This window comes from Nocardiopsis sp. NPDC058789, assembly GCF_042745575.1.
In the GTDB taxonomy this organism is placed as follows: domain Bacteria; phylum Actinomycetota; class Actinomycetes; order Streptosporangiales; family Streptosporangiaceae; genus Nocardiopsis; species Nocardiopsis eucommiae.
This window is the reverse complement of the sequence record NZ_JBHYOW010000011.1, coordinates 256,897-269,134: the sequence shown is the minus strand read 5'-3', so window position 1 is coordinate 269,134 and position 12,238 is coordinate 256,897. Positions and strand designations below refer to the sequence as shown.

Sequence of the window (12,238 nt, the reverse complement as noted above, 5' to 3'; positions counted from 1 at the left end):
CGTTTGGTGGGGGGGTGGGTGTGTTTGGGGGGGGGGGGGGGGGGGGGGGGGGGGGCGGGGGGGGGGGCCCGGGGGGGGGGGGGGGGGGGGCGCGCCCCCCCCCCACCCCCGGACGGTTCGCTCGGTGTGTGGAGAGGGGCCTCTCACTCAGGGACGTGGTGGTCCGTGGTGGGAGACGCGGTCATCCGTCGTCACTCGTTGACGGAGTACTCCTCGAAGCCGAGGGTCTCGTAGCCCTCGTCACCGAAGTGGAAGACCTCGAAGGTGGCGGAGGTGGGGTCGCCGTTGTCGTCGAAGTCGATGTTGCCGCTGGTGCCCTGGAAGTCGATCTCCTCACCGTCGTTGAGGAGGTCGCGGCACTCCTCGAAGGTTCCGCACTCGGTGCCGTCGGGGCGGCTGATCTCGGGCAGGTGCTCGACGTAGTCGGCGGGGGTGACGGATCCGGCGGACTCGGCGGCCAGGGCGATCGCGGTGACGCAGTCGAAGACCTGCGGGGCGAACTGGAAGACGTCGAGTTCGGGGTCGAAGGCGCGCAGGCCCTCGTTGAACTCGGGGTTGTCCGCGCCGGGGGCGACACCGGTGACGCCGGTGACGACGTCGGGGTCGTCGGCGTTCACGGTGGTGCCGAGCTCGGGGTCGTTGAGGCCGTCGGTGATGTAGAGCTGGTCGCCCTCGATGCCGGACTCGATGAGTTCGGCGATGACCTGGGCGCCCTCCTGGAAGGAGATCAGGGCGACGGCGTCGGGCTCGGCGCCGGAGACGGCGTTGACGACGGAGTCGAAGTTGGTGGCGTCGGGGTCGTAGTTCTCGGTGGCGACCACGTTCGCGCCGAGGGCTTCGAGCTCGTCCTCCACGGCGCCGCGGTAGCCGTCGCCGTAGTCGTCGGCACGGGCGACGATGGCGATGTCGAAGGCGCCGTCGTCGACCATCTGGCGGGCCAGGACGGGGCCGGAGAGGAGGTCGCTGGGCGCGGTGCGGAAGAAGTACCCGTTGTCGTCGATCTCGCTGAGGTCGGGGGCGGTGTTGGAGCCGGAGCACTGGACGATGCTCGCGGCGGTGACGGTGTCGTAGCTGGCCTGCGTCATGGCGGAGGCGGCGGCGCCGATGACGGCGTTGACGTCCGCGGAGACGAGGTCGTTGGCGGCCTGGTTGGCCTGGGCGGCGTCGCCGGCCTCGTCGGCTTCGACGATGGCGGGGACGTCGGTGCCGAGGATGCCGCCGGCGGCGTTGATCTCGTCGATGGCGTACTTGGCGGCGGTGATCTGGGGCGGGCCGAGGAAGGCGAGGCTGCCGGTCTGCGGGTAGAGGATGCCGAAGGTGAACTCCTCGCCGGAGCCGTCACCTCCGTCCGCGCTGCCGCCGTCTCCGTTGCCACACGCGGTGAGCCCAAGAACGAGGGCCGCGGTTGCGGCAGTGAGGCTCAGGAACTTCTTGCTTGCCATGTTCGTGGTCACTCCGTTCAACCGGCTGGTCTGCGCAGCCGTGCCGATAGCGCTTTTGCGTCCTGTTGCCCGTTATGTGTGGCATGACTTAATCAGGAGCGTTAGCGGAGCTTAATCCGGTATCGGGTTCCGGTGGAAGCTGCGAGCGCCGGTTGCGTCTCACTCGCCTTCTGCTCGTTATGAGTCTGTAGCCGTGTGGCGGGGTGTGACTGGACGGATGCCGGGTGTGGTGGGGGTTGGGGTGGCCGGTTGTCGTGGCGTGGGGGTGTGGGGGTGGCGGTTCGTCCAGCGTTCGGCGTGGTGCTGAGGTGTTAGGCGGGCTTCACTCCTGGCGGAGGTGTGCCTAACGGGGAGGGGGTGTGTCTGACAGGAAGGGGAGGATGCGCCCGGAGGGGGAAGCCGGGGCGCCGCCGGGACGCCCCGTCCCGTCTCGCCCTACTGGGGAGCGTCGCGCAGCATGCAGGTGAGGCGGGAGGTGCAGACCTTGCGTCCCTGGTCATCGGTGATGGTGATGTCCCAGGTGGCGAGGGTGCGACCGAGGTGGACCGGGGTGGCGACCCCGGTGACGTGCCCCTCCAGGGCGGAGCGGTGGTGGGTCGCGTTGATCTCGATGCCCACGGCGACCCGCCCGAAGCCCTGGGCGTGGACGGTGGACCCGATGGACCCCAGGGTCTCCGCGAGGACGCAGGAGGCGCCCCCGTGCAGCAGCCCGAAGGGCTGGCGGTTGCCCTCGACCGGCATCCGGCCCACGACGCGCTCGGCGGAGGCCTCCGTGACCTCGATGCCCATCCTCTCGACCAGGCCGTCGGTGAGCGCCCCGGAGTCCAGGAGCTCACGCATTCCCTCGGCGTCAGTGGTCATGGTGTTGCCTTCCGATCCGGTCAGGTGGCCCCGTAACCGGTCGAACCGACCGGTCCGGGGCGGTGTTCCCGTGGTGATGGCCGCGGGGTGTCCGTAGCGCATCCTAGGATTCGTTCTGTGGTGACCAAGCGAGAGACCCCTGAACAGACATCCCAGGCCGACGGCGGGCGCGCCCGGCTGCTCCTCCTGGACGGCCACTCGATGGCCTTCCGCGCGTTCTTCGCGCTCCCCGTGGAGAAGTTCGGTACCAGTACCGGGCAGTCCACCAACGCGGTGTACGGCTTCGCCTCCATGCTGGTGAAGCTGCTGCGCGACGAGGAGCCCACGCACGTCGCGGTGGCGTGGGACCTGTCCGGCCCCACCTTCAGGGACGAGGAGTACGACGGCTACAAGGGCGGCCGGTCGGAGACGCCGCCGGAGTTCCCCTCCCAGGTTCCGCTGACCCAGGACCTGATGCGGCTGATCGGTGTCGCGAACCTGTCGGCGCCCGGCTTCGAGGCCGACGACGTCATCGCCACGCTCGCGCACCAGGGCGGGGAGGCCGGCATGGAGGTGCTGATCGCCTCCGGTGACCGGGACGCCTTCCAGTTGGTGACCGAGAACTGCACGGTGCTGTACCCCGGCAAGAGCCTGTCCGACATGCGCCGGATGGACCCCGAGGCGGTGGAGGACAAGTACGGGGTCTCACCGGAGCGGTACCGCGACCTCGCGGCGCTGGTGGGGGAGAAGGCCGACAACCTTCCCGGGGTGCCGGGGGTGGGTCCCAAGACCGCCGCCAAGTGGATCACCAAGTTCGGTTCCCTGGAGGAGCTGGTGGCCCGCGCGGACGAGGTCCCGGGCAAGGCCGGGCAGAACTTCCGCGACCACCTCGACGACGTCCTGCGCAACCAGCGGCTCAACAAGCTGGTCACCGACGTGGAGCTGGACACCGGGGTGCGCGAGCTGGGGATGGGCGAGGCCGACCGGGCCGGGGTCGACGCGCTCTTCGACAACCTGGAGTTCGCCTCCAACCTCCGCGAGCGCCTGTACGCGGTGATCCGCGCGGGCGAGGGCGCGGAGGCCGCCGAGGAGGGCGGGGCCGGCGAGGGCTTCACCGTGGACGTGACGGTGGCGGCCACCGGCGGGGTGTCCGCCTGGATCGCCGAGCACGCCTCCGCCGAGGCGCTCACGGAGCACGCCCCGGCGGGGTTGGCGATCGACGGCGCCTGGGGCGCGGGGACCGGGCGGGTGGACGCGCTCGCCGTCACCGTCCCGAGCGGGGCCGCGCTGTTCGTGGACCCCACCGTGCTCGACGCCGCGGACACCGAGGCGCTGGCGGGCTTCCTGGCCGACGCCGAGCGGCCCAAGGCCGTGCACGAGTACAAGGGAGCCCTGCTGGCGCTGGGCGCGCACGGCTGGGACCTGAACGGGGTGATCAGCGACACCGCGCTGGCGGCCTACCTGGCGCAGCCGGGGCAGCGCCGGTTCGACCTCGCGGACCTGTGCCGCAAGTACCTGGGCCGGGAGCTGGAGGAGGACACCGACGGCGCCCAGATGACCCTGGACCTGGGGGAGGAGGGCGGCAGCGGGCGCGGGCACGGGCTGGCCGTGCGGGCCGCCGCCACCCGGGACCTCGCGGGCGTGCTCGCCGCGGAGCTGGACAAGCGGGGCGGCACCCACCTGCTGGCCGAGGTGGAGCTGCCGCTGGTGGACGTGCTGGCCCGGTTGGAGCGCGCCGGGATCGCCGCGGACCGCGAGTACCTGGAGGGTCTCCAGGGGGAGTTCGCGTCGGCGGCGCGCGGCGCGGTGGAGCGGGCGCACGAGATCGTGGGCCGGGAGTTCAACCTGGGTTCCCCCAAGCAGTTGCAGCAGGTGCTCTTCGAGGACCTGGAGCTGCCCCGGACCAAGAAGATCAAGACCGGCTACACGACCGACGCGGACGCGTTGGCGTGGCTGGCGGAGCGGACCGAGAACGAGCTGCCGGGCGTGCTGCTGCACCACCGGGACCAGACGAAGCTGCGCACGACGGTCGAGGGCCTGATCAAGACGGTCTCCGACGACGGGCGCATCCACACCACGTTCAACCAGACGGTGGCGGCGACGGGGCGACTGAGCTCCACGGAGCCCAACCTCCAGAACATCCCGGTGCGCACGGACGTGGGCCGGCGGATCCGGCGCGCGTTCGTGGTCGGTGAGGGCTACGAGGAGCTGCTCACCGCGGACTACAGCCAGATCGAGCTGCGGATCATGGCACACCTGTCGGGCGAGCAGGCGCTGATCGACGCGTTCAACAGCGGGTACGACTTCCACGCTCACATGGCGGCGCAGGTCTTCGACATCGAGGTGGAGGAGGTCGACGGCGAGGCGCGGTCCAAGATCAAGGCGATGAGCTACGGGCTGGCGTACGGGCTGAGCGCCTACGGCCTGTCCCAGCAGCTGGGTATCACCCCGGAGGAGGCGAAGAGGCTCATGGAGGACTACTTCGCCAACTTCGGCGGGGTACGCGACTACCTGAACCGGGTCGTGGACGAGGCCCGCAAGGTGGGGTACACGGAGACGATCCTGGGGCGCCGCCGCTACCTGCCGGACCTGACGAGCGACAACCGCCAGCGGCGTGAGATGGCGGAGCGGATGGCGTTGAACGCGCCGATCCAGGGTTCGGCCGCCGACATCATCAAGGTGGCGATGCTCCAGGTGGACGCGGCGCTCACCGAGGGCGGGTTCCGTTCCCGGGTGCTGTTGCAGGTGCACGACGAGCTCGTGGTGGAGGTCGCCCCGGGAGAGCGCGAGGCGGTCGAAAACCTCGTGACGCACGAGATGGGCTCCGCCTATGCTCTGCGTGTTCCGCTGGGCGTCTCGGTCGGCAGCGGGCAGAACTGGCACGACGCCGCGCACTAGGACGCGGCGCTGAACTCGGAGGTGGGGACGGTGGCGGGGCAGGATGAGACGACGGCCGGTCTGGCCGTGGGGCCCGTGACCGTTCCCGCCGACGCGTTGACGTGGCGGTTCTCACGGTCCTCGGGGCCGGGCGGGCAGCACGTGAACACGTCGGACACCCGGGTGTCGCTGTCGTTGGACGTGGCCTCGTGCCGGGCGCTGGGAGCCACGCGGCGGGCCCGCGCCCTGGAACGGCTGTCGGGGCGTCTGGTGGACGGGGTGCTGACGGTGTCGGCGCAGACGCACCGTTCCCAGGTGCGCAACCGGGTCGAGGCGCGGGAGCGGTTGGCGGCCATCCTCGCGGAGGCGATCGCGCCCCCGCCGCCGGAGCGGCGCGGTACGCGGCCGAGCCGGGCGTCCAAGCGGCGCCGACTGGAGGCCAAGCGTCGGCGGGGTGACGTGAAGAAGTCGCGTTCGCGGCCTCCGATGGACTGACGGACGTCCGGAGAAGCACGCGATTCGGACTTTTTTCCGGATGTTCCGCCCCCGCCCCGCCGGAGCGGCTCGCGGGGTGCGTCAGCCCCTGGCAGACATGGCCGGGGGCCTGGTTGATCTTCCCCACCCCGCTCGGGTAAATTGCGGCCACGACAGCCTTGTACGGTGCCCTCTCGCCGGATTCCGATTGACCTGCGCGCTCTCGTCTCATATTCTGGCGTCAGCGTTGTGGGTTCGTGCGGGCGTCCGCTGTCTCCGGTAGGGGGCAGGAGGGTTGCACCGCTTCGGTCTCCACTCTGGACCGGCGGCTGGCGGTCACGGACGGCTCGTTCCGTACATGTGACCTTCGCTTCTTACTTCTGGACTGCGGATCGACGGGCTCGAACCTGCGGCGTGCCCATTTCCTGTTCCTGTCCGTATCCGGAGTCCACCCACAAATGACGAGCAGCACCGAGGCCACCTCGACACCCCAGGTAGCGGTCAACGACATCGGGTCCGAGGAAGCCTTCCTCGCGGCGATCGACGAGACCATCAAGTACTTCAACGACGGTGACATCGTCGAGGGCACCATCGTGAAGGTCGATCGAGACGAGGTCTTGCTCGACATCGGCTACAAGACCGAGGGTGTCATCCCCTCTCGGGAACTGTCGATCAAGCACGACGTCGACCCCGGTGAGGTCGTTGCCGTCGGCGACCAGGTCGAAGCCCTCGTTCTCCAGAAGGAGGACAAGGAAGGCCGTCTGATCCTGTCCAAGAAGCGCGCTCAGTACGAGCGGGCCTGGGGCACGATCGAGAAGATCAAGGAAGAGGACGGCGTCGTCACCGGCACCGTCATCGAGGTCGTCAAGGGTGGTCTCATCCTCGACATCGGCCTCCGCGGCTTCCTTCCGGCGTCCCTGGTCGAGATGCGTCGCGTCCGCGACCTTCAGCCCTACGTCGGCCGCGAGCTCGAGGCGAAGATCATCGAGCTGGACAAGAACCGCAACAACGTGGTCCTGTCCCGTCGCGCCTGGCTGGAGCAGACCCAGTCCGAGGTTCGTCAGACGTTCCTCAACACCCTCCAGAAGGGTCAGATCCGCAAGGGCGTCGTCTCCTCGATCGTCAACTTCGGTGCCTTCGTGGACCTGGGTGGCGTCGACGGCCTGGTGCACGTCTCCGAGCTGTCCTGGAAGCACATCGACCACCCGAGCGAGGTTGTCGAGGTCGGCCAGGAGGTCACCGTCGAGGTTCTCGACGTGGACATGGAGCGCGAGCGCGTCTCCCTGTCGCTCAAGGCGACCCAGGAAGACCCGTGGCAGCAGTTCGCCCGGACCCACCAGATCGGTCAGGTCGTTCCCGGCAAGGTCACCAAGCTCGTCCCGTTCGGTGCGTTCGTGCGCGTCGAGGAGGGCATCGAGGGCCTGGTCCACATCTCCGAGCTGGCCGAGCGCCACGTCGAGGTGCCGGAGCAGGTCGTCCAGGTCGGCACCGAGATCTTCGTCAAGATCATCGACATCGACCTCGACCGCCGTCGCATCAGCCTCTCGCTGAAGCAGGCCAACGAGAGCGTCTCGCCCGACCAGGTGGACTTCGACCCCACCCTGTACGGCATGGCCGCCGACTACGACGAGCAGGGCAACTACAAGTACCCCGAGGGCTTCGACGCGGACAGCGGCGAGTGGCTCGAGGGCTTCGAGGCCCAGCGCGACGAGTGGGAGCGCAGCTACGCCGAGGCGCAGGCCCGCTTCGAGGCTCACCGCAAGCAGGTCGAGGAGGCGCGCGCGGCCGAGGCCGACGCCGCCAACGCCCCTGCTCCGGAGGAGGACGAGGAGGACTACACCGGTGGCGGGCAGAGCGCCGGCGGTTCGTCGTCCAGCTCGGACTCCACCAGCGGCGCCCTGGCCTCCGACGAGGCTCTGGCCGCCCTCCGCGAGAAGCTCGCGGGCGGCGAGGCCTGAGGGTCTCCCGCCGGGCTCCGGCCCGAGTGACGCCTGAGTGAAGGGCCGTCCCCACCCACGGGTGGGGGCGGCCCTTCCGCGTGTCAGCGGGCCGGACCCCGGGTCGCGGCGGTCGCTCGCAGCAGGTCGCGCACGAGGTCGAGGTCGACCGCCCCGGGGCTCCGGAAGCGCAGACACCCCCGGCCCATGTCCTGGTCCGCGAGCCGGTCGGCGAGGGCGGCGGTGACGTCCTCGCGCATCAGATAGACGGAGACGTGCCGCTTCTGGCGGGCGAAGGCCAGCTCCAGGACCCCGTCCCTGCGATAGCCGGGCATCCCGTACGCCATCACCTCCTCGAACCCCGCGAGCTCGTCGCGGCACAGGTCCCGGAGACGGCTCAGCACGGCCCGGTCGGGTTCGGGAAGTTCCGCCAGATAGGCGTCCACATCGACTGCGTTGCTGCTCACCATGGGTCAAGGCTACGTACCGGGGGCTAGGGTTGCCTGGTACCCGCCGAGGGCGGGGACCCAGTTGAGGAGGCGACGTGTTCGACATCCACCCGGCCACCCCCGACGACGCCGGTGAGATCTTCACCCTGCAACGTGCCGCCTACGTGGACGAGGCCCAGGCCTGCGGGGACCCGTTCATCCTGCCGCTCACCGAGGGGCTGGCCCGGATCGAGAAGCTGCTCGCCGACGCCGACGCTGTGGTGCTCAAGGCCGTGGTCGGGCACCGACTGGTCGGGGCGGTCCGGGCCGGGGTCACCGAGACCACCGGGGTGGTGGGCCGCCTGGTGGTCGCCCCGGACATGCGCCGACGAGGGATCGCGGGGGCCCTGCTGACCCGGGTCGAGGACGACCTGCGCGAGCGCAGGCCCGAACTGACGGCGCTCACCCTCTTCACGGGGGCGCAGAGCCCGAGGAACCAGCGCCTGTACCGGACCCTCGGATACGCGGAGACCCACCGCGAGCGGGTCGCGGAGCACCTGGTGATGGTGCACATGCGCAAGGAACTGGACCGGGTGGTCGCGGGGTCGGCGTGACGCCCCACCACCGGGCCCCCTAGGGTGTGGCCCATGCTGAAAGTGGGTCTCACCGGCGGTATCGGTTCGGGCAAGAGCGCGGTCTCGTCCGCGCTGTCCTCCTACGGTGCGGTGGTGATCGACGCCGACGCCATCGCCCGCGAGGTGGTCGCGCCCGGAACACCGGGGCTGGCCGAGGTGGTCTCCGAGTTCGGTGACCGGGTGCTCGCCGCCGACGGAAGCCTGGACCGGCCCGCGCTGGGCGCGATCGTCTTCGCCGACGAGGCCCGCCTGGCCAGCCTCAACGCGATCGTCCACCCCCGGGTGGCCGAGCGCAGCGGACAGCTGATGGCGGAGGCCGAGGCCTCCGGCGCCAGGGTGGTGGTCTACGACGTGCCCCTCCTGGTGGAGAACGGGCTGGAGTCCCTCTACGACGTGGTGGTCGTGGTGGACACCCCCGACGACCTCCGTGTCGAGCGGGTCTCGCGTGACCGGGACATGCCCGCCGAGCAGGTGCGGGCCCGGATCGCCGCCCAGGCCGACCGGTCGACCCGCCTGGCCGCCGCCGACCTGGTGGTGGACAACTCCGGGAGCCGCGAGGAGCTCGCCTCCCGTGTGGCGGAGTTGTGGCGTGAACTCCTGGAGCGCGCCGACTAGGCCCCTGCGTCCCGCCCGCCCCGTCCGCTTCCGTGCCCTCCCCGTGGCCCTGGGTGGCCACGGGACGCCTCGCGGCGGCGGGTGGTGGGACGCGTACGCACCGACGTCGACGATCCGGTCCGGGCCCCGTGGGAGGGGTTTCCGGGGCACCGGGATGTCGTGGGCGGTCTGTAGCGTTGGAGGAAGGGACACGTGGGCGAGGGAGCGGCCCGACGTTCGTAGGGGAGAAGAGGGCAAGTGCGACCGGTCAGTGACATCAAGCGCAGCGAGGCACCCTTCGAGGTCGTCTCGGAGATGACCCCGGCGGGGGACCAGCCCCGGGCGATCGAGCAGATCACCAAGAGGGTGCGGGAGGGCGACCAGCACACGGTGCTGCTGGGCGCGACCGGTACGGGCAAGACGGCCACGGTGGCGTGGACGGTGGAACAGCTCCAGCGGCCCACGCTGGTGATGCAGCCCAACAAGACCCTGGCGGCGCAGTTCGCCAACGAGCTGCGGCAGATGCTGCCGAACAACGCCGTCGAGTACTTCGTCTCCTACTACGACTACTACCAGCCCGAGGCCTACGTTCCGCAGAGTGACACCTACATCGAGAAGGACTCCTCGATCAACGACGAGGTGGAGCGGCTGCGGCACTCCGCGACCAACTCGCTGCTCACCCGGCGGGACACGATCGTGGTGGCGTCCGTGTCGTGCATCTACGGTCTGGGCACACCGCAGGAGTACGTGGACCGTATGGCCCAGCTCGCGGTGGGCATGGAGGTGGACCGGGACGACCTGCTGCGTCGCCTGGTGGAGATGCAGTACACGCGCAACGACGTGGCGTTCACACGCGGCACGTTCCGGGTGCGCGGGGACACCATCGAGATCATCCCGGTCTACGAGGAACTGGCGATCCGCATCGAGATGTTCGGTGACGAGATCGAGCGGCTGCTCACCCTGCACCCCCTGACCGGCGAGGTGCTGGGCGAGAGCGAGGAGATGTTCATCTTCCCGGCCTCCCACTACGTGGCCGGTGAGGAGCGCACCGAACGCGCGATCGGCACGATCGAGGCGGAGCTGGGCGAGCGGCTGACCGAGCTGGAGGGCCAGGGCAAGCTGCTGGAGGCGCAGCGGCTGCGGATGCGCACCACCCACGACCTGGAGATGATGCGTCAGCTCGGCACCTGTTCGGGGATCGAGAACTACTCGCGGCACTTCGACGGCCGTGACCCGGGCAGTGCCCCCAACACGCTGCTGGACTACTTCCCCGAGGACTTCCTGCTGGTCCTGGACGAGTCGCACGTGACGGTCCCGCAGATCGGTGCCATGTACGAGGGCGACGCGGCGCGCAAGCGCACCCTGGTCGACCACGGCTTCCGGCTGCCGTCGGCCATGGACAACCGGCCGCTGAAGTGGGAGGAGTTCACGAAGCGCATCGGGCAGTCGGTCTACCTGTCCGCGACGCCCGGCAAGTACGAGCTGCGCCAGTCCGGTGGCGACGTGGTCGAGCAGGTCATCCGCCCGACCGGGCTGGTCGACCCGCAGGTGGTGGTCAAGCCGACCGACGGGCAGATCGACGACCTGGTGCACGAGATCCGGGAGCGCGCGGAGCGCTCCGAGCGGGTCCTGGTGACCACCCTGACCAAGAAGATGGCCGAGGACCTCACGGACTACTTCGCGGAGCTGGGCATCCGGGTGCGGTACCTGCACAGTGAGGTGGACACGCTGCGCCGGGTGGAGCTGCTGCGCGAGCTGCGGGTGGGCGAGTTCGACGTCCTGGTCGGTATCAACCTGCTGCGTGAGGGCCTGGACCTGCCGGAGGTCTCGCTGGTGGCGATCCTGGACGCGGACAAGGAGGGTTTCCTGCGTTCGGAGACCTCGCTGATCCAGACGATCGGCCGCGCGGCGCGCAACGTGGACGGTCAGGTGCACATGTACGCGGACAACGTCACGGACTCCATGCGGGCCGCGATCGACGAGACCACGCGGCGCCGGGACAAGCAGCTGGCGTACAACGCGGAGCACGGGATCGACCCGACGCCGTTGCGCAAGCAGATCGCGGACATCCTGGACACCCTGAACCGCGAGGACGTGGACACCCAGGAGCTCATGTCGACCGGTTACCGCCAGGGCGCCCAGGCCGCCAGGGCGCCGGTCCCCGCGCTGGGTGAGCGCGCCGACGTGGCGAACATGCCGCGTGCGGAGCTGGCCGGGCTGATCGACCAGCTGAGCACGCAGATGCACCAGGCGGCGACCGACCTCCAGTTCGAGCTCGCGGCCCGGCTGCGGGACGAGATCGGCGAGCTGAAGCGGGAGCTTCGGGGGATGGACGCGGCCGGGTTGAAGTGACCTCGGCGGGTACCGGTAGGGTGCCGGTCAGGCCCTGTGGCGTGGGGATTCCGCGTGCGGAATCCCCACGGTGACCACGGTTCCCGTCTCGAATCAGGCACGATCCCAGTACGGTTGGGTCGCATAGTTACCTTCACGTGACATATTCTTGTGCTTTGCGTAAGTCGAATGTCGCTTTTGCCTTTTTCGGGTGTGGGGGAGTTCATGGTCAGTCGGGTTCTGGGCCTTGTGGGTGCCATGGTGCTGACGGGTCTCCTGGTGGCCGGGTGCGGGTCCGACCGGGGTGGTGGGGACCCGGAGGAGATCGAGCCCACCCCCGACCTCGGGCAGGAGCCGGAGGAGGAGCCGGTGGACGGCGTCTCCAACGACGACGTGATCGTGGTGGTCGACGACGGCGTCGAGGTGCACGAGGACTGCGCCAACCGCGAGGTCGTGGTCAAGGCCGACGACGCGGTCGTGATACTGGACGGCGACTGCGGTCTGGTCCGCGCCACCGGGCGCAACTCCGTCGTCGAGGTGGGCACGGCCGAGAAGATCGTCCTCGTGGGTGTGGACAACCAGGTCTCCTTCGCCACCGGGGACCCCGAGGTGATCAACCACGGGCGCAACACCACCGTGAGCGAGGGCGGCACCGCCACCCCCGAGGCCGAGTAGGACCC

At 69.9% G+C, this 12,238-nt stretch carries 10 protein-coding genes; 7 read left to right on the top strand and 3 right to left on the bottom strand.

Annotation, left to right across the window (positions count from 1 at the left end; all coding sequences use genetic code 11):
- Positions 1 to 191: 191 nt before the first annotated feature.
- Positions 192 to 1,442, bottom strand: a complete 1,251-nt coding sequence (locus ACFW3L_RS18595) for an ABC transporter substrate-binding protein (RefSeq protein ID WP_378742059.1) — start codon at positions 1,440 to 1,442, stop codon at positions 192 to 194.
- A 435-nt stretch (positions 1,443 to 1,877) separates the two neighbouring features.
- Positions 1,878 to 2,303, bottom strand: a complete 426-nt coding sequence (locus ACFW3L_RS18590; protein WP_378742057.1) for a PaaI family thioesterase — start codon at positions 2,301 to 2,303, stop codon at positions 1,878 to 1,880.
- Positions 2,304 to 2,420: 117 nt separating this feature from the next.
- Between ACFW3L_RS18590 and polA the strand changes: the two genes are divergently transcribed.
- The 3 genes from polA to rpsA all read left to right on the top strand — a co-directional run bounded on the left by polA (position 2,421) and on the right by rpsA (position 7,591).
- The gene (gene polA, locus ACFW3L_RS18585; RefSeq protein WP_378742054.1) at positions 2,421 to 5,180 is read left to right on the top strand and encodes a DNA polymerase I; all 2,760 of its coding nucleotides are present in this window, start codon (positions 2,421 to 2,423) and stop codon (positions 5,178 to 5,180) included.
- Between the two features lie 30 nt (positions 5,181 to 5,210).
- On the top strand, positions 5,211 to 5,654 hold the full coding sequence (gene arfB / locus ACFW3L_RS18580; RefSeq protein WP_378742052.1) for an alternative ribosome rescue aminoacyl-tRNA hydrolase ArfB: 444 nt from the start codon (positions 5,211 to 5,213) through the stop codon (positions 5,652 to 5,654).
- 437 nt (positions 5,655 to 6,091) lie between these two features.
- Complete coding sequence (gene rpsA / locus ACFW3L_RS18575) at positions 6,092 to 7,591, top strand: 30S ribosomal protein S1 (RefSeq protein WP_378742049.1); 1,500 nt, start codon at positions 6,092 to 6,094, stop codon at positions 7,589 to 7,591.
- Between the two features lie 83 nt (positions 7,592 to 7,674).
- Here the strand turns inward: rpsA and ACFW3L_RS18570 are convergent, their stop codons facing one another.
- A complete protein-coding gene (locus ACFW3L_RS18570; RefSeq protein WP_378742047.1) occupies positions 7,675 to 8,040 on the bottom strand; it encodes an iron chaperone in 366 nt (121 codons plus the stop codon).
- Positions 8,041 to 8,114: 74 nt separating this feature from the next.
- Between ACFW3L_RS18570 and ACFW3L_RS18565 the strand changes: the two genes are divergently transcribed.
- The 4 genes from ACFW3L_RS18565 (at position 8,115) to ACFW3L_RS18550 (ending at position 12,233) form a co-directional block, all read left to right on the top strand.
- Positions 8,115 to 8,612, top strand: a complete 498-nt coding sequence (locus ACFW3L_RS18565) for a GNAT family N-acetyltransferase (protein ID WP_378742045.1) — start codon at positions 8,115 to 8,117, stop codon at positions 8,610 to 8,612.
- Between the two features lie 33 nt (positions 8,613 to 8,645).
- Complete coding sequence (gene coaE / locus ACFW3L_RS18560) at positions 8,646 to 9,248, top strand: dephospho-CoA kinase (protein WP_378742042.1); 603 nt, start codon at positions 8,646 to 8,648, stop codon at positions 9,246 to 9,248.
- A gap of 237 nt (positions 9,249 to 9,485) precedes the next feature.
- Positions 9,486 to 11,579: an excinuclease ABC subunit UvrB gene (gene uvrB, locus ACFW3L_RS18555; protein ID WP_378742040.1), complete on the top strand. Its 2,094-nt coding sequence runs from the start codon at positions 9,486 to 9,488 to the stop codon at positions 11,577 to 11,579.
- A gap of 204 nt (positions 11,580 to 11,783) precedes the next feature.
- Positions 11,784 to 12,233, top strand: a complete 450-nt coding sequence (locus ACFW3L_RS18550; protein ID WP_378742038.1) for a DUF3060 domain-containing protein — start codon at positions 11,784 to 11,786, stop codon at positions 12,231 to 12,233.
- The last annotated feature ends 5 nt before the right edge of the window (positions 12,234 to 12,238 follow it).

Bases quoted from the DNA above. Each gene is read 5' to 3' on its own strand.
- ACFW3L_RS18590 (WP_378742057.1), bottom strand. From the start codon at position 2,303: ATGACCACTGACGCCGAGGGAATGCGTGAGCTCCTGGACTCCGGGGCG.
- ACFW3L_RS18570 (WP_378742047.1), bottom strand. From the start codon at position 8,040: ATGGTGAGCAGCAACGCAGTCGATGTGGACGCCTATCTGGCGGAACTT.
- coaE (WP_378742042.1), top strand. From the start codon at position 8,646: ATGCTGAAAGTGGGTCTCACCGGCGGTATCGGTTCGGGCAAGAGCGCG.
- ACFW3L_RS18550 (WP_378742038.1), top strand. From the start codon at position 11,784: ATGGTCAGTCGGGTTCTGGGCCTTGTGGGTGCCATGGTGCTGACGGGT.
- rpsA (WP_378742049.1), top strand. From the start codon at position 6,092: ATGACGAGCAGCACCGAGGCCACCTCGACACCCCAGGTAGCGGTCAAC.
- ACFW3L_RS18595 (WP_378742059.1), bottom strand. From the start codon at position 1,442: ATGGCAAGCAAGAAGTTCCTGAGCCTCACTGCCGCAACCGCGGCCCTC.